This window comes from Desulfofundulus sp. TPOSR (genome assembly GCF_011393055.1).
GTDB classification, from domain to species: domain Bacteria; phylum Bacillota; class Desulfotomaculia; order Desulfotomaculales; family Desulfovirgulaceae; genus Desulfofundulus; species Desulfofundulus kuznetsovii.
Window position 1 is genome coordinate 467,678 of the sequence record NZ_JAAOEF010000003.1, and the last position, 15,041, is coordinate 482,718.

General features: G+C 57.0%; 13 protein-coding genes and 1 riboswitch. Of the genes, 12 read left to right on the forward strand and 1 reads right to left on the reverse strand.

Annotated elements, in window-relative coordinates; genetic code table 11:
- The first annotated feature begins 80 nt into the window (after positions 1-80).
- The 4 genes from G7K71_RS13160 (at position 81) to G7K71_RS13175 (ending at position 4,257) form a co-directional block, all read left to right on the forward strand.
- On the forward strand, positions 81-1,073 hold the full coding sequence (locus G7K71_RS13160; RefSeq protein ID WP_166347131.1) for an acyl-CoA dehydratase activase-related protein: 993 nt from the start codon (positions 81-83) through the stop codon (positions 1,071-1,073).
- Positions 1,070-2,155: an acyl-CoA dehydratase activase-related protein gene (locus tag G7K71_RS13165; RefSeq protein WP_166347134.1), complete on the forward strand. Its 1,086-nt coding sequence runs from the start codon at positions 1,070-1,072 to the stop codon at positions 2,153-2,155. The genes G7K71_RS13160 and G7K71_RS13165 overlap by 4 nt, the downstream gene beginning before the upstream one ends.
- A complete protein-coding gene (locus tag G7K71_RS13170; protein ID WP_041282875.1) occupies positions 2,155-3,132 on the forward strand; it encodes an acyl-CoA dehydratase activase in 978 nt (325 codons plus the stop codon). Before G7K71_RS13165 ends, G7K71_RS13170 begins: the two co-directional genes overlap by 1 nt.
- 285 nt (positions 3,133-3,417) lie before the next feature.
- The gene (locus G7K71_RS13175) at positions 3,418-4,257 is read left to right on the forward strand and encodes a DNA adenine methylase (RefSeq protein ID WP_166347137.1); all 840 of its coding nucleotides are present in this window, start codon (positions 3,418-3,420) and stop codon (positions 4,255-4,257) included.
- Positions 4,258-4,502: 245 nt separating this feature from the next.
- Here G7K71_RS13175 and G7K71_RS13180 read toward each other — a convergent pair whose 3' ends face one another.
- Positions 4,503-4,802, reverse strand: a complete 300-nt coding sequence (locus G7K71_RS13180; protein WP_013822951.1) for a carbohydrate-binding protein — start codon at positions 4,800-4,802, stop codon at positions 4,503-4,505.
- 207 nt (positions 4,803-5,009) lie between these two features.
- Here G7K71_RS13180 and G7K71_RS13185 point away from each other — a divergent pair, with 207 nt between their 5' ends.
- From G7K71_RS13185 to ytfJ, 8 genes are all read left to right on the forward strand, one after another.
- On the forward strand, positions 5,010-6,374 hold the full coding sequence (locus tag G7K71_RS13185) for a TrpB-like pyridoxal phosphate-dependent enzyme (RefSeq protein WP_166347139.1): 1,365 nt from the start codon (positions 5,010-5,012) through the stop codon (positions 6,372-6,374).
- Between the two features lie 90 nt (positions 6,375-6,464).
- Positions 6,465-6,653, forward strand: a riboswitch (Lysine riboswitch).
- A 123-nt stretch (positions 6,654-6,776) separates the two neighbouring features.
- Complete coding sequence (gene lysA, locus G7K71_RS13195) at positions 6,777-8,120, forward strand: diaminopimelate decarboxylase (RefSeq protein WP_166347145.1); 1,344 nt, start codon at positions 6,777-6,779, stop codon at positions 8,118-8,120.
- Positions 8,121-8,515: 395 nt separating this feature from the next.
- On the forward strand, positions 8,516-11,152 hold the full coding sequence (locus tag G7K71_RS13200) for a CBS domain-containing protein (protein WP_166347148.1): 2,637 nt from the start codon (positions 8,516-8,518) through the stop codon (positions 11,150-11,152).
- Positions 11,145-11,774 carry a site-2 protease family protein gene (locus G7K71_RS13205; RefSeq protein ID WP_166347151.1) on the forward strand — a complete coding sequence of 210 codons (630 nt, stop codon included), beginning with the start codon at positions 11,145-11,147 and terminating at the stop codon, positions 11,772-11,774. The genes G7K71_RS13200 and G7K71_RS13205 overlap by 8 nt, the downstream gene beginning before the upstream one ends.
- A 34-nt stretch (positions 11,775-11,808) precedes the next feature.
- The gene (trpS, locus tag G7K71_RS13210) at positions 11,809-12,792 is read left to right on the forward strand and encodes a tryptophan--tRNA ligase (RefSeq protein WP_013822946.1); all 984 of its coding nucleotides are present in this window, start codon (positions 11,809-11,811) and stop codon (positions 12,790-12,792) included.
- Positions 12,793-12,846: 54 nt separating this feature from the next.
- Positions 12,847-13,695 (forward strand): Gmad2 immunoglobulin-like domain-containing protein, encoded by an 849-nt coding sequence (locus G7K71_RS13215; protein ID WP_166347154.1) that lies wholly within the window; start codon positions 12,847-12,849, stop codon positions 13,693-13,695.
- 124 nt (positions 13,696-13,819) lie between these two features.
- Positions 13,820-14,479 (forward strand): DUF2953 domain-containing protein, encoded by a 660-nt coding sequence (locus G7K71_RS13220; protein ID WP_166347157.1) that lies wholly within the window; start codon positions 13,820-13,822, stop codon positions 14,477-14,479.
- A 1-nt stretch (position 14,480) separates the two neighbouring features.
- Positions 14,481-14,936 carry a GerW family sporulation protein gene (ytfJ, locus tag G7K71_RS13225; RefSeq protein WP_166347160.1) on the forward strand — a complete coding sequence of 152 codons (456 nt, stop codon included), beginning with the start codon at positions 14,481-14,483 and terminating at the stop codon, positions 14,934-14,936.
- Positions 14,937-15,041 lie beyond the last annotated feature (105 nt).

Here is a 15,041-nt window from a genome sequence, read left to right on the forward strand (position 1 = left end):
GCCCCCAGCCCGGGGGCTGTTTTATTTTTGGCCCGTTGGGCCATAATAAGAATATTGCTATGCCGGAAAGGAGTGAACCAATGACCTTTAAGGTAGGTATACCCAGGGCCCTGCTCTATTACTATTATTTACCTTTGTGGCGTACCTTTTTTGAAGCTCTGGGGCTGGAAGTGGTTACCTCCAGGCCGACCACCAAAACTATTTTAGAAGCCGGTTTACAGAACTCGGGGGATGACGTCTGCCTGCCGGTACGGTTGGCCTTTGGTCACGTGCTTGATTTAAAGGACCGGGTGGATGTGCTTTTTTTGCCCCGGCTGGTAAGTATAGCCCGGCGGGAGTATATTTGCCCCAAATTCCTTGGCTTTCCCGACATGGTCCGGCACGGGATTTCAGGGCTGCCGCCCCTCATAGATTCAAACCTTAACCTTTACCACGGGGATAGCCCTTACCCTTTCTTTTTTGCCCTGGGCCGCAACTTTACCAGCAACCGGCTCGCCATTTACCTTGCCTACCGCCGGGCCGTGCACACCCAGGCCCGCTATGTGCAGCTGTTGGAAAAAGGGCTTTTCCCGGAACAGGCCCTGGCGGTACTGTATCAGGGAGTTGCAGAAGGGCGGGAACCGGGTGGCGGCGGCCCGGCGGTGGCCGTAATCGGCCATCCGTACAATATTTACGACCCCTACATCAGCATGAACCTTTTGAGCCGCCTCGCCAGGAACGGGGTGCGGGTTTGCAGTGCCGACAACCTCCCGGAAACCCTTGTCCGGGAACAGGCCGCCAGGCTGCCCAAGCATCTTTTCTGGAGCCTGGGACAGCGCATGATCGGTGCTGCCTGGCACTACCTCCAGAGCCCGGATGTGGACGGCATCATCCACGTGGCTTCCTTTGCCTGTGGTCCCGATTCCCTCACCGGGGAACTGATCTCCCGGGAGGTGAGGCGCCGGGGGAAGCCCTTCCTCAACCTGACCCTGGACGAACATTCGGCAGAAGCCGGGGTGATGACCCGCCTGGAAGCCTTTTTGGATATGATGGAGCGCCGGCAGTTTCTTCCGGCAGGGGAGAGTGTCCAATGAAGGTCACCTTTCCTCACATGGGACATATGTGGATCTGCCTTGCGGCCATGCTGGAATACCTGGGGGTGGAGGTGGTGGTACCGCCGCCTACGAGCAAACGCACCCTGACCCTGGGAGCCAGGCATGCTCCTGAATTTGCCTGTTTACCCCTTAAATTAAACCTGGGCAATTTCATAGAAGCGGCGGAACGGGGGGCGGACACCATTCTCATGGCCGGTGGGTGCGGGCCCTGCCGCTTCGGCTACTATGCCCAGGTGGAGCACGCCATCCTGGAAGACCTGGGTTACAACTACCGTTTGGTGGTGATGGAACCTCCCCAAAAACATGTGGGGGAGCTGCTTTCCAGGATCAAATACATCACCGGCCACAGTTCCTGGTGGGAAGTGGTAAGGGGTATCCGCTTCGGGTACCAGAAGGCCCGCATGGTGGACGAGCTGGAAAGGCAGGCCCATTACCTGCGTCCCCGGGAGAGCCACCGGGGCAGCACCGATAAAGCGTTCCAACGGGCCCTGCAGGAAATCATCGCCGTCAAACACCCGCGGGATTTGCCAAAAGCCGCGGAACGGGCGCGCAAAATCATGGCCGGGGTGGCCATAAAGCCCCGGCCGGTTCTGCGCGTGGGCATCGTCGGTGAAATCTTCACCCTTTTGGAGTCCTTTGCCAACCATGACCTGGAAAGGAAGCTGGGCTACCTGGGTGTCCAGGCCGACCGGTCCATTTATTTGAGCGAGTGGATCAACGACCACCTTTTCCTGGGCCTGGTCAGAGGGCTGCGCAGCCGCAGGGAGGCCTGCCGGGCGGCGCCTCCTTATTTAAACCATTTTGTTGGAGGCCACGGGCAGGAAACCGTGGGCAGCACGGTCATATACGCCCGGCAGGGTTATGACGGCGTAATCCAGCTCCTGCCCTTTACCTGCATGCCCGAAATTGTGGCCCACAGCGTGCTGCCCGGGCTGAGCAGCGAGCTGGACATCCCCACGTTGACCATCACCGTGGATGAGCAGTCCGGGGAAGCGGGGCTGGTCACCCGCCTGGAGGCTTTTGTGGACCTGCTGGCCAGAAAAAGAGGAGTGGTAGTATGATGAAGGGATACCTGGGCATTGATGTGGGTTCCGTAAGCACCAATCTGGTCTTTATGGGTGAAAACGGTAAAATCAGGGAAGCCATTTACCTGCGCACCCGGGGGCAGCCCATTTTTGCTTTGCAGGAGGGATTGCGGCAGCTGGCCGAACGCCTGCCCGCAAATACCGTTGTCCGGGGGGTGGGCACCACCGGCAGCGGCCGTTACCTGGCCGGGATAATTGCCGGGGCCGATGTGGTGAAAAATGAGATTACCAGCCACGCCGTGGCCGCCTCCACCCTGGTGCCGGGAGTGCAGACCATCCTGGAGATCGGGGGCCAGGACTCCAAAATTATCATCCTGCGCAATGGCGTGGTGACCGACTTTGCCATGAACACTGTCTGCGCCGCAGGTACCGGCTCTTTCCTGGACCAGCAGGCGGCCCGGTTGAATATTCCCATCGAAGATTTCGGTGAACTGGCCCTGAAATCCACCGTTCCGGTACGTATAGCCGGCCGTTGTGCCGTTTTTGCCGAGTCGGACATGATCCATAAGCAGCAGATGGGCTACAGCCTGCCCGATATCCTGGCCGGTTTGTGCGAGGCCCTGGTCCGCAATTACCTGAACAACGTCGGCAAGGGCAAGGAGATTCTCCCCCCGGTTGTCTTTCAGGGCGGGGTGGCGGCCAACGCCGGCATGCGGCGGGCCTTCGAGCAGGCCCTGGGCCTGGAAGTGCATGTTCCTCCCCACTACAACGTGATGGGGGCGGTGGGGGCGGCCCTTTTAGCCCGGGAGAAAATGGCCGGCGGGGGAACCAGCCGGTTCCGGGGATTCGGAGTGGCCAAAACCCGGTTTAAAGCTGGAGGCTTTGAATGTGAGGGTTGCCCGAACCTGTGCGAAGTGGTGGAAATCACCAGGGAAGGCGAAGTTATTGCCCGCTGGGGGGATCGCTGCGGCCGGTGGTCCGGCTCCCTGGGGTGTCAAGAGAACGCCGTTTAAAAAGGGACGGTTTAAAAACCCGTCCCCTTTTCGTGTGCGCCCAAAATCTCCTGGAAAAGTTCGTCTAAGTTGCAGGATCTCGCCTTTTAAGGGCGAACTTTTTGTTCACATAAGTTAGCGAAAGGAAAGGGGCGGTTGTTTTTGCGAGCGAGAGCGCCTGATTCTTTCCAACGGCTGCCCCTGCGATTGCGCTTATTGCTACTTGTGGTTGACGTTCCGCGACAATAAGGGACCGGTGATGTTTACTAATCCCTGGGAGCGATTTTTAAAGGATGATGGCAGACTATGTGTGAAACTTTTTCTGTTCGAACGGTAAAGGGTGCTCCGAAGCCGCCGGTCAAGTGGGCGGGCGGCAAAGGCCAGCTTATTTTACAGTTTGGGCCGTTGTTTCCCCAAAAAGAGTACGATCACTACATAGAGCCCTTTGTCGGCGGCGGGGCGGTTTTCTTCCACCTGCTACCCCCCAGGGCGGTGTTGATCGACAGCAACGATGAGTTAATCAATTTCTACCTGGTCGTGCGGGACAACCTGGAAGCTCTCCTGCAGGACTTGAAGAAGCACGAAAACACTGCGGAATACTACTACCGCATTCGCGCCCTCGATCCCGGTCACCTCACTTCTGTGGAACGGGCCTCCAGGTTCCTCTACCTGAACAAGACGGGCTACAACGGGTTGTGGCGTGTGAACAGCCAGGGTAAGCACAACGTGCCATTCGGGCGTTACAAAAACCCTAAAATAGTGGATGAGCCGAACCTCCGCCTGGTGAGCGAGGCTTTGAAAAGGGCGGAAATAATCTGCGATGATTTCAGCCGGGTCCTGGACTGCACGGAGCCGGGAGCTTTCGTGTACCTGGACCCTCCCTACCATCCGCTTTCGGAAACAGCCAAATTCACCAGCTATACCCCTGATGCATTTGGGCAAGACGACCAGCAGCGTTTGGCGGAAGTGTTTCGGGAACTGGATCGAAAAGGCTGTCTTGTCATGCTGAGCAATTCGGATACGCCATTCATCCGCGAGCTTTATAAAGGCTACGACGTACAAGTGGTTTACGCTAAAAGGGCCGTTAACTGCCGGGCTGATAAACGCGGTCCGGTATCGGAGCTGGTTATTCGTAACTATCGTTAACGGGCTTTCCTGCGGTCTTTCTTACAAGAGGGAACTCCAGTTGGGACTGGAAGAGTTCATTGACGAGTTCATTAAGGAATGGAGGCAAGAATAGAGCCCCGGGCAACGCCTGCTGGCAATCCCAGGGCCTGATGAGCTTAACCGAATGCTATTCTTATCTCCGTCAAGCTTGGTAAACCACCGGATATCAGACCCGCATGTCCGGTAGTACGCGTGGACGGGGGCTAGCCGCCCCCTCCTGCTCGTTAAGCACGCACGGTCCAGTTGTAACCGTTGTTGTTGTCCCAGTTGTTGGCTGAATCCTTAAAGCAGAAGGACATCAAGCCGTTTTGCATGCGCAGGGTACTTTCCCAACCCCGCTGGGTGCGTTCCATTTTAATGGTGCTGACATTTTGCCAGTTTTTCGGGTCACCAAACCCGCAGTGCAGGTAAACCTGGTCGGCACCACTTTTGGCCAGAAGCCCGTTGTAAATAATGTTCACTTCATTGAAACCAGCCGGCCTCACCTCGACGCCTTTTGGAGTATCGGACCAACCTTGAATCAAAACAAAGCACCTCCTGCTTTTTTAACGTTGCCACTTTTAGATTCCCCCGTAACTAATAAGGTATACGCGGACATTTCTTCCTGCCATGGAAATTAACACTTAAAGTATTTGTATCTTCCAGGAGGAATTCCCCACACGCCGGCGAAAATAAGAAGGGTGCGCTTACGGCGCAGTAAGGTATTTTTTTATAGAAGGAGCATAGAAGAGATGAGCGAAACCAAAATCCTGCTTACGGAAAGAGAAATGCCTACGCACTGGTACAACATCCAGGCCGACATGCCTCAATTGCCCCGACCGCCATTACATCCGGCTACCGGAAAGCCAGTAGAACCGGATGATCTAAAGGCCATTTTCCCCACGTCATTGATTGAACAGGAAATGACCCGGGAACGCTGGGTGGAAATTCCGGAAGAAGTGCGGGAAATTTATCGCCTTTGGCGGCCCAGTCCCCTACACCGGGCGCACCGCCTGGAAAAGGCCCTGGACACGCCGGCCCGCATCTTTTATAAATACGAGGGAGTAAGTCCTGCCGGAAGTCATAAGTTGAACACGGCTGTACCCCAGGCTTATTTCAACAAAAAGGAAGGTATCAAAAGGTTGACCACGGAAACGGGAGCAGGCCAGTGGGGCGTAGCCCTGTCCCAGGCATGTAATTTTTTTGGCCTTGAATGTACAGTGTACATGGTCAAAGTCAGCTACCACCAGAAACCCTACCGCCGCTCCATGATGGAAATATTCGGGGCCAAAGTCTATGCCAGCCCCAGCGAACAAACTGCCGCCGGGCGCAGGATCTTAAGCGCCGAACCCGATTCCCCCGGCAGCCTGGGCATTGCCATCAGCGAAGCGGTGGAAGATGCTGCCGGCCGGGAAGATACCAATTACGCCCTGGGCAGCGTGCTCAACCACGTTCTTTTGCACCAAACGGTGATCGGTCTGGAGGCCAGGGAACAAATGGCCAGGGCCGGGTACTACCCGGACGTGGTCATCGCCTGCTGTGGCGGTGGGAGTAACTTTGGAGGGCTGGCTTTCCCCTTCGCCCATGACAAGCTGGTGCGGGGATCAAAGGTGCGGCTGGTGGCCGTGGAGCCCAGCGCCTGTCCCACCTTGACCCGGGGCAAATTTGCTTACGATTACGGCGATGTGGCCGGGCTAACGCCCCTTCTGCCCATGTATACCCTGGGGGCCGAGTTCATGCCTCCCGGAATCCATGCCGGGGGCCTGCGCTACCACGGAGACTCCCCCCTGGTAAGCCAGCTGGTGCATGACGGCGTTGTCGAAGCGCGGGCCTTTAACCAGACCGATGTCTTTCAAAGTGCCATCATGTTTGCCCGCTCCGAGGGAATCGTACCGGCTCCCGAGTCCGCCCACGCCATTGCCTGCGCCATTAAAGAAGCCCTGGCAGCCAGGGAAGCAGGGGAGGCGAGAACCATCCTGTTCAACTTGAGCGGCCATGGTTTCCTGGATCTGCCCTCCTATGACGCCTACCTGGCCGGCAAGCTGGAGGACTACCCCCTGCCGGAAGAAGAGCTGGCCAGGTCCCTATCCCGGCTTCCCAAGGTGGATTTGGGGTAGGTTAGAATTTAGAAAGTTGTTGTTGACAGCACCAGGCACCCATGTTACAATGGGACAAAATTGTATACATTATGCCTCATCTCCCTTTGGAGGTGGGGTAGAGGTTGCGGACAACAAGAGTACCCCGGTGGAGGATCCGGGTTCCGCAGAAGCCGGGGAAAAGGGTTGCCCGCCGAAGTTCAGCTGTTGCCCGGAACGGCTGGGCTGGGCCGTCATCGAACAGGTGCCGGACTGTCACCCGGTGGTTGCCCTGTTGCCGGGTGGAGCGCTATCTCACCAGGGGAGGGGGTTTCTTTTCCATGTGTGTAAGACGGCCCCTTACCTGGGGAGCCGTCTTATTTTATACCGCCGGTACCAATGGCCTTTTTTCGGGCGCATTATATCCGTAGGAGGTTTTAAAAAGTGAAGTTGCACGGTACCATGACGATTAACTGCCGGGGTCACCTGGAAATTGGTGGCTGCGATACTGTAGAGCTTGCTTCTACCTTCGGCACCCCCCTTTATGTGGTGGATGAAGTGCTTTTCCGGCAGAATTGCCGGGAGTACTACCGGGCCTTCACTGAAAAGTACGGTGCCGAGGTCATATATGCAGCCAAGACATTGCTCACCCTGGCCATCTGCCGCCTGGTGGAGGAAGAAGGGCTGGGGATGGATGTGGTTTCCGGCGGCGAACTATATACTGCCCTGCGGGCCAAATTCCCCATGTCCCGGGTTTATTTCCACGGGAACAACAAGTCCCGGGAAGAACTGCGCCTGGCCCTGGAAGCCCGGGTGGGGCGCTTCATGGTGGATAATCTCTACGAGCTGGAAATGCTCAACCAGCTGGCCGGTGAGATGCATACCAGGGCGGACGTTATCTTGCGCCTAACCCCCGGCATTGAGGCCCACACCCATGAGTACATTAAAACCGGTCAGATTGACAGCAAATTCGGCCTGGTTATTGAAAACGGCCAGGCCCTGGCCGGGGTAAAACGGGCTCTGGAGATGGATCATATTATCCTTCACGGTTTGCACTGTCATATCGGTTCCCAGATTTTCGAGCTGGATTCTTACGCCCACGCTGCCGGAGTGATGATGGATTTTGCCGCCCGCGTAGCCAGGGAGACCGGTTGGGCACCGTCCGAACTTGATCTGGGAGGCGGGCTGGGCATCTACTACGCCGAAGGGGATCAACCCCGCCCGGTGGCCGAATATGCCGATGTAGTTATGCGGGCCGTCCGGGAAAAGGCCATGGCGCACGGCCTGCCCGTGCCCAGGGTTATTGTGGAACCCGGGCGTTCCATCAGCGGCCCGGCGGGTACCACCCTTTACACCGTCGGGGCCGTAAAGGACATTCCCGGGGTGCGCAAGTACGTGGCCGTAGACGGCGGCATGGGTGATAACCCCCGCCCGGCCCTTTACCAGTCCCGTTACGAAGCCTGCGTGGCCAATAAGGCCGCTGCACCGGCGGAGGAAGTGGTCTCCATCGCCGGCAAGTGCTGTGAATCCGGGGATATGCTCATCTGGGATATCGCCCTGCCCAGGGTCCAACCGGGAGATATTCTGGCAGTCAGCTGCACCGGCGCTTACAACTATTCCATGTCCATGAATTACAACCGCCTGCCCCGGCCGGCCATGGTGCTGGTTAAAGACGGCCGTGCCGATATCATTGTGGAGCGGGAGACCTATGCCGATCTTTTGCGCAATGACGTGATCCCGGAAAGGTTGCGCAAGAGCCGGCGGCTGAATATGGCTTCCGCACGCTGAACCTTTCGTCCGTCGGCACCCCTAAAGGAGGGGTGCTTTTTATATTCGACGCAAGACGAAAAGACGGAGTAAAAGGTCCAAAGCTGGTAAAAGCGGAGTGAATGTTTAACAAAACCGTAATGACGAGGATGCGGTGCTGTCGGCGCGAAGCACTGGAGTGAGCGAGGACCCAGCACTCACCGGGAAACTGTTCTTCCCAAAACAGGATGTGTCAGTTAAACCTGGAGCACCGGGAGCAAAGTCATATTTTAGTGAGTGCTGGGCCGCATCCAACCTGGCTCGCTGAACATTTACAGCAGCGGGGGCTGCGAAGGAGCATTTTTGGTTACGAAAAAGGAAGATATGATATAATCAAAAAATAGTGTACCACGAGGATTAGGAGAGAGGAGCCGTCCATGGATATTATTACCACCCACACCAATACGGATCTGGACGCCCTGGCCGCCATGGTGGGAGCCCAGAAACTCTATCCCGAAGCGGTGATGGTCTTCCCGGGTAAGCTTTCCAGGAACGTGGAGGAATTTATGGCTTTGCACAAGGACGCCCTGGCCGTGTCCAGCCTGCGGGACATCCAGCTGGAAAAGGTGCGGCGGGTGGTGCTGGTGGACACGAAAAACCCCAGACGGCTGGGCAAACTGGCGGAAGTGTTAAACCGCCGCGGGGTGGAAGTACATATTTACGATCACCATCCCTGGGCCGAAGGGGATGTACGGGGTACGGTGGAAGTGGTGGAGACGGTGGGGGCCACCGCCACCCTGCTGGTGGAAAAAATACGGGAGCAAAACATACCCTTAAATCCCCTGGAAGCCACAATTCTGGCCCTGGGTATTTACGGGGATACCGGTTCTTTAGTTTTTACCAGTACCACTCCCCGGGATGTGGCGGCGGTGGCCTATCTTTTGGAAAAGGGGGCCAACCTGGGAGTGGTGGCCGAATTTCTCGGCCGGCCCATGACCGAGGAACAAAAGTCCCTGCTCAAATCTTTACTCCTTTCTGCCCGCCGCCACCAGGTCAACGGGGTCAAGATCCTCCTGGCCACCGCATCGGTGGAAGAATTTGTGGTCGGCCTGGCCCTGCTCACCCACACCATTTCGGAAATCGAAAGGCTGGATGCGGTATTTACTGTCGTGGAAATGGAGGACCGGGTACACATAGTTGGCCGCAGTAACGTGGCCCAGGTGGATGTGGCCGAAATTCTGGGCCCCTTTGGAGGGGGCGGCCACCCGGCGGCAGCCTCGGCCACCATTAAAGGGGCACCTCTAAACCAGGTGGCAGAGACACTCATGAAAATCATCCAGCAAAAGGTGCGTCCTCCCCTGACGGCAGCGGGGATCATGTCCAGCCCGGTTAAAACCGTTACTCCCGAAACCACCATTAAGGAAGCCGGTCGCATCATGATGCGCTACGGCCATACGGGCCTGCCCGTAGTACAAAAGGGCCGGCTGGTAGGTGTGATATCCCGGCGGGATGTGGAAAAGGCCAACCTCCATGGTTTGGGACATGCCCCGGTAAAGGGTTTTATGAGCCAGAATGTGGTCTGGGTGACTCCCGACGTCCCCGTGGCCGAAGTGCAACAACTGATGATTGAACACGATATCGGGCGCGTGCCCGTGGTGTCGGAAGGACGCCTGGTGGGTATTGTTTCCCGGACCGATGTCCTGCGTACCATGCACGGCGATTTTCCCACCCGTTACCGGGCCATTTACTCCGGTCACCTGCCTGCCGCCGGGGCGAATATTTCCGAGCTCATGCACCAGGTGCTGAGCCCCAGGGAATGGGAGATTATGTGCCGGGCCGGGGAAATTGCCGCCCGTCTTGGCTACCGGGTTTTTGCCGCCGGCGGGGTGGTACGGGATATATTGCTTAAAGCGGGCAATCTCGACATAGATCTGGTGGTGGAAGGGGATGGCATAGCCCTGGCTGAAGCCCTGGCTGAGGCCTACGGTGCCCAGGTACGCGCCCACCGTAAATTTGGCACTGCGGAAGTGCTGTTCTCCGATGGATTCAAGGTTGATGTGGCCACGGCGCGGGTGGAATTTTACGAGTACCCGGCAGCTCTGCCCCGGGTGGAAAGTTCCTGCGTGCGCCATGACCTTTACCGGCGGGACTTTACCATTAACGCCATGGCCGTTGACTTAAACGGGGAACACTTCGGAGATCTAATAGACTTTTTTGGCGGGCGCCAGGATTTACAGCAGGGGCTGATCCGGGTATTATATAACTTGAGTTTTATTGAGGACCCCATCCGGCTGTTGCGGGCCGTGCGCTTTGAGCAGCGCTACGGGTTCAAAATCGAGCCCCAAACCTTAAAGCTGGTGCAGGAGGCCGTGCGCCGGGAAGTTCTCGCCCGCGTTTCTGCCGAACGCTTGTGGGAAGAATTAAAGCACATCCTGATGGAAAAGGAAGCCGGGAGAATGCTGGAACGCCTGCATCAACTGGGCATGTGGCCCTTTGTTTTCCCCGGCGTGACTTACTGGGAAGTACAGCCGGTACTGCATGATCTGGGTGAAGCCATGCAATTACTGGAAGAATGGGGCTTTCCCCCGGGGAATGAACCATGGCTTTGTTATTTTATTGCCGCCCTGCACTGGACCGATCCGGAAACAGCCCGGAGTTTGTGTGAGCGCTACCACCTGAACAAGCGCCAGACCGGAAAGGTTCTGGCCACCCTGGCCAGCTGGCGTCCGGTCTTGTCCCGGTTATGCCAGCGTGATGGGGTGCGCGCCAGTGAGCTGGCACGGAACCTTCTCCTTCTGCCCCCGGAAGCCCATCCCCTCATTCTTACCCTACTGGATGAGGAATGGTTGAAAGAACGCTTCCGGCAGTTGCTTCTACTCCTGAGGGAGAGCAGGCCAACGGTGGATGGCACCTACATAAAAAGTCTGGGCTACCGGCCAGGGCCCATTTTCCGCCAGGCATTAGATGCGGTCTGGCGGGCCCGGTTGGACGGCCTGGTGAAAAACACCGAAGAAGAAAAGGCGTTTGTGCAGGAATTTCTGCGCCGCCACCAGGGAGAGGATTCCCATGATTAACCTCCCCAGCTTATACGAAATGGGCATCATGTTGCCGGCCATTGTATTGGGGCTTACTTTCCACGAACTGGCCCACGGCTGGGTAGCCGATCGCCTGGGGGACCCCACGGCCCGCTACCAGGGCCGGCTGACCTTAAACCCCCTGGCCCACGTGGATGTTATCGGCTTGATCATGCTCTTTGTCGTTGGTTTTGGCTGGGCTAAACCGGTGCCCGTCAACCCCTATAATTTCCGCAGCGACATGCGCCAGGGCATAATGCTGGTCTCCCTGGCCGGGCCTGCTGCCAATATGTTGCTGGCAGTAGCCGGGGCGGTGGCCCTGGGCCTGGGGGCGTGGAAGCTGCCCTATGGCCAGGAGATTGTTTTAAAAATTATACACATCAATGTCATCCTGGCAGTCTTTAACCTTCTACCGATTCCCCCGCTGGACGGTTCGAAAATACTGGCCGGGCTCTTGCCTGGCCGGCAGCAGTGGCTTTATATGCTGGAAAACTATGGCACAATTATCCTTTTGCTGTTATTATTTACCGGTATTATCGGGAAGGTGCTCAGGTGGATCATTATTCCCCTGTACAATGCCCTTATTGGTCTGGCGAAAGCCATTGCCTTCCTGGTTTCTTAACGCAAAGGATGCATAGAAAGGAGATACCATACCAATGCCTGCACAAAGAATTCTAAGCGGCATGCGTCCCACCGGCCGGTTGCACATCGGCCACCTGAGCGTGCTGGAGAACTGGATTGAACTGCAAAAGGACAACCAGTGCTTCTTTTTTGCCGCCGACTGGCACGCCCTGACTACGGCTTTTGAACATACTGCCGGAATCAAAGACAATGTCCGGGAAATGATTGCCGACTGGCTGACTGTGGGTCTTGATCCGGAGAAAAGCGTGATCTTCGTCCAGTCGGATGTACCAGAGACGGCAGAATTACACCTGCTCTTTTCCATGATTATTCCTCTGGGCTGGCTGGAAAGGGTGCCCACATACAAGGATCAGGTACAGCAGTTCAAACAACAGGGTAGGGACATTATGACCTACGGTTTCCTGGGTTACCCGGTGTTGCAGGCTGCGGATATTTTGCTTTACCGGGCCGACGCCGTACCCGTGGGCGAGGACCAGCTCCCCCACCTGGAACTATGCCGGGAACTGGCCCGGCGGTTTAACCACCTCTACCGTCCCATTTTCCCGGAACCACAGGCCAAGCTGTCCCGCGTTTCCGTTCTTCCCGGTGTGGACGGCCGCAAGATGAGCAAAAGCTACGCCAACGACATAGGTTTGATGGCTGAGCGGGATGAAATCAGGGGGCGGGTAAACGCCATGATAACCGACCCGGCCCGTATCCGTAAAACCGATCCCGGTCACCCGGAGGTTTGCGTGGTGCACAAGTACCACGGCATCTATACCGGCCACCGGCTGGCCGAAATCGAGGAGGACTGCCGGGCAGGCCGGGTGGGGTGTGTAGCCTGCAAGAAGTTGCTGGCTGAATCCCTGGAGGCCGTGCTGGCTCCTCTGCGGGAGCGGCGGCGCCAGATAACCAGCCGTCCCGGTTATATCGAAGAAGTGCTCGCCGAAGGCGCCCGCCGGGCCCGGGCGGAAGCGGCAAAAACCATGACCATGGTGCGGGAGGCCATGCAAATCTAGATGCATGATTTCCCCCTCTCCGGTAAACAATGTTGCCGAAAGGGGGAATTTCATTTGCGCAGGTCACTTTTGCTTATTGCCTCTCTGCTTTTGATTTGGGGGATGGCCGGTTGCACTGTTGCCAGAAAACCGGCCCCGCCGGCTCAACCCCGGACCGTGGTTATTCCCGAAACCACCCGGGTTTCCTTTGAGCAGACGGACCTGGCCAAGGCACCGGACGCAGTCAAGGATGTGGCTAAAGCCCTGGAAAACACCGATGCCAGCACCTGGGTACGGGCGGGAAATGACCTTTACCTGCTGTTCAGCATGAGTCCCCGTAACAGGGAGTACAGGGCGGAAGTCACTGAAATCCGCCAGCGCAATCCCAGGGCGGACTTCAGCTGGCTGGATGTAAAGGCCAGATACACCAGGTACGACCCGGGGCAAACGGCCTCCAACGCTCCCGTTTTTACTGTTGTGCGGGTGGGCCGGTTGGACCGGCCGGTAAGTGGCGTGGCTTTTCAATTTACCCGGGAGAAGGGTCGCGAACCTGGCCAAATGCCGGTTGCCGGGCCGCAGCCAGCCGTAAAACCTGCTCCGGCCGGCTACCCGGAAACGACTCCCCGGGTAGAGGGGGAAGCAAGCATAGATGAACCCGCCCCGGGCCGGGAAATCACCAGCCCGGTGAAGGTAGTGGGCCGGGCCAGACATTCTGCCGGGGAGGTGCGGGTTCGTCTGGTTGATGAAGGGGGCATGGTTCTATCGGAAAAAACCATTGCCGTCGGACGGGATAGTTTCACCGATTTCGAAACTTCCCTTAGTTACGGGCCCCCTGCTTCCCCAAAGAAGGGATTTGTGGAAATAGTAGCTCCTGTCCGGGGCAAGGAGCAAAGCCTTGCCCGGGTACCGGTAACCCTCAAATAATCATCCTGGAGTAGAAGTCCGCCGGTGGCCGGAGAGTTTATGTTTAACTTCCCGGCCATTTTCTTTTGCATACATTTACATACATTTGAAGGCCGGCGGGAAAATATGACCGGTGGTGTTTGGTGTGTGGTTGTGGTGGCTGATTTTAATCCTCTTTTTCCTGTTTTGCGTTCTCGTCGTGGTACCCCTGAACCTGGAGTTATATTACCGCCGCCGGGGACAGGACCATCGCCTGTACCTGGTGGTCAGCACCTGGTTCGATATTAAATACCAGCTTATACCCAGGGAGCGCCTGCCAAAACCGGCCCCCGGGTCAAAGGCGGTAATGAAGGAACCACGGGGTGTTTTGCCGGAAAAAGAGAAAAAGAAGTCTGCCGGTGGAACTCTAAAGTTGTTCCGCCGCCTGATGAGCTATGTCCATTTGGGGCAAAGGGTATGGCCTGCCCTGGAGTTTCTCCTGCACCGCACCGAACTCCGCCGGTTTGAATGGCGAACCCTCGTCGGCCTGCCCGACGCCGCCCATACCGGCATGGCCGTGGGAGGGCTGTGGTCCATTAAAGGAGCGGTTTTGACGGCCCTTTACCGGCTGGTCAGCAAAAAATCCGTCCTGCCCGAAGTAGCCGTGGTTCCTCACTTCACCGGCTCATCCTTCGGGCTTTTGATTCACTGCATATTTACCGTTCGGCTGGGCCATATTATGGTTACGGCAGTGAAGCTGGCTTTCGTGTTCATCCGCGATGGTTTAAGAAAGGCCTTGCCTTTTACTAGACTCCTCAAGGGGTGAGATGCAGGTGCCGGAACATCCAATTGAAGGTTTAATGAAAACGGCCATGGAAAGCATCAAGGAAATGGTTAATGTGAACGTGGTGGTGGGCGACCCCGTGGAAACAGCCGATGGAACGGTAGTCATACCCGTCTCCCGGGTGGCCTGTGGATTTGGCGCCGGCGGCGGGGAACTGGAAGCCCAGGGCCGGCAGACCCACGACGGGGAGCAACTCCCGTTTTTCGGTGGAGGCAGCGGGGCAGGGGTATCGGTCCAGCCGGTGGGATTTTTGGTGGTGGGACAGGGACAGGTCCGCCTTTTGCCTGTGGATGGTAATGCTGTAATTGACCGCCTTATCGACCTGGCTCCCCAGCTGGTTTCCCAGATACAATCCATTTTTAAGCGGGAACACAACCGCAACCAGGTGGCCATGTCTCCTCCACCGCCGCCTCCGGGAGGAACCATTCCTCCGATGTAACTAGCGGATCAAGATATAGAAGTCCGTCCGGGAAAGGCGGGCTTTTTTTATGTTTTACATCGATTGCCTTGATCAATGACCTTTTTCTTGCCTTCGGAATATACT

Bases quoted from the DNA above. Each gene is read 5' to 3' on its own strand.
- ytfJ (WP_166347160.1), top strand. From the start codon at position 14,481: ATGCAGGTGCCGGAACATCCAATTGAAGGTTTAATGAAAACGGCCATG.
- G7K71_RS13205 (WP_166347151.1), top strand. From the start codon at position 11,145: ATGATTAACCTCCCCAGCTTATACGAAATGGGCATCATGTTGCCGGCC.
- G7K71_RS13175 (WP_166347137.1), top strand. From the start codon at position 3,418: ATGTGTGAAACTTTTTCTGTTCGAACGGTAAAGGGTGCTCCGAAGCCG.
- G7K71_RS13185 (WP_166347139.1), top strand. From the start codon at position 5,010: ATGAGCGAAACCAAAATCCTGCTTACGGAAAGAGAAATGCCTACGCAC.
- G7K71_RS13165 (WP_166347134.1), top strand. From the start codon at position 1,070: ATGAAGGTCACCTTTCCTCACATGGGACATATGTGGATCTGCCTTGCG.
- G7K71_RS13160 (WP_166347131.1), top strand. From the start codon at position 81: ATGACCTTTAAGGTAGGTATACCCAGGGCCCTGCTCTATTACTATTAT.
- trpS (WP_013822946.1), top strand. From the start codon at position 11,809: ATGCCTGCACAAAGAATTCTAAGCGGCATGCGTCCCACCGGCCGGTTG.
- G7K71_RS13200 (WP_166347148.1), top strand. From the start codon at position 8,516: ATGGATATTATTACCACCCACACCAATACGGATCTGGACGCCCTGGCC.
- G7K71_RS13170 (WP_041282875.1), top strand. From the start codon at position 2,155: ATGAAGGGATACCTGGGCATTGATGTGGGTTCCGTAAGCACCAATCTG.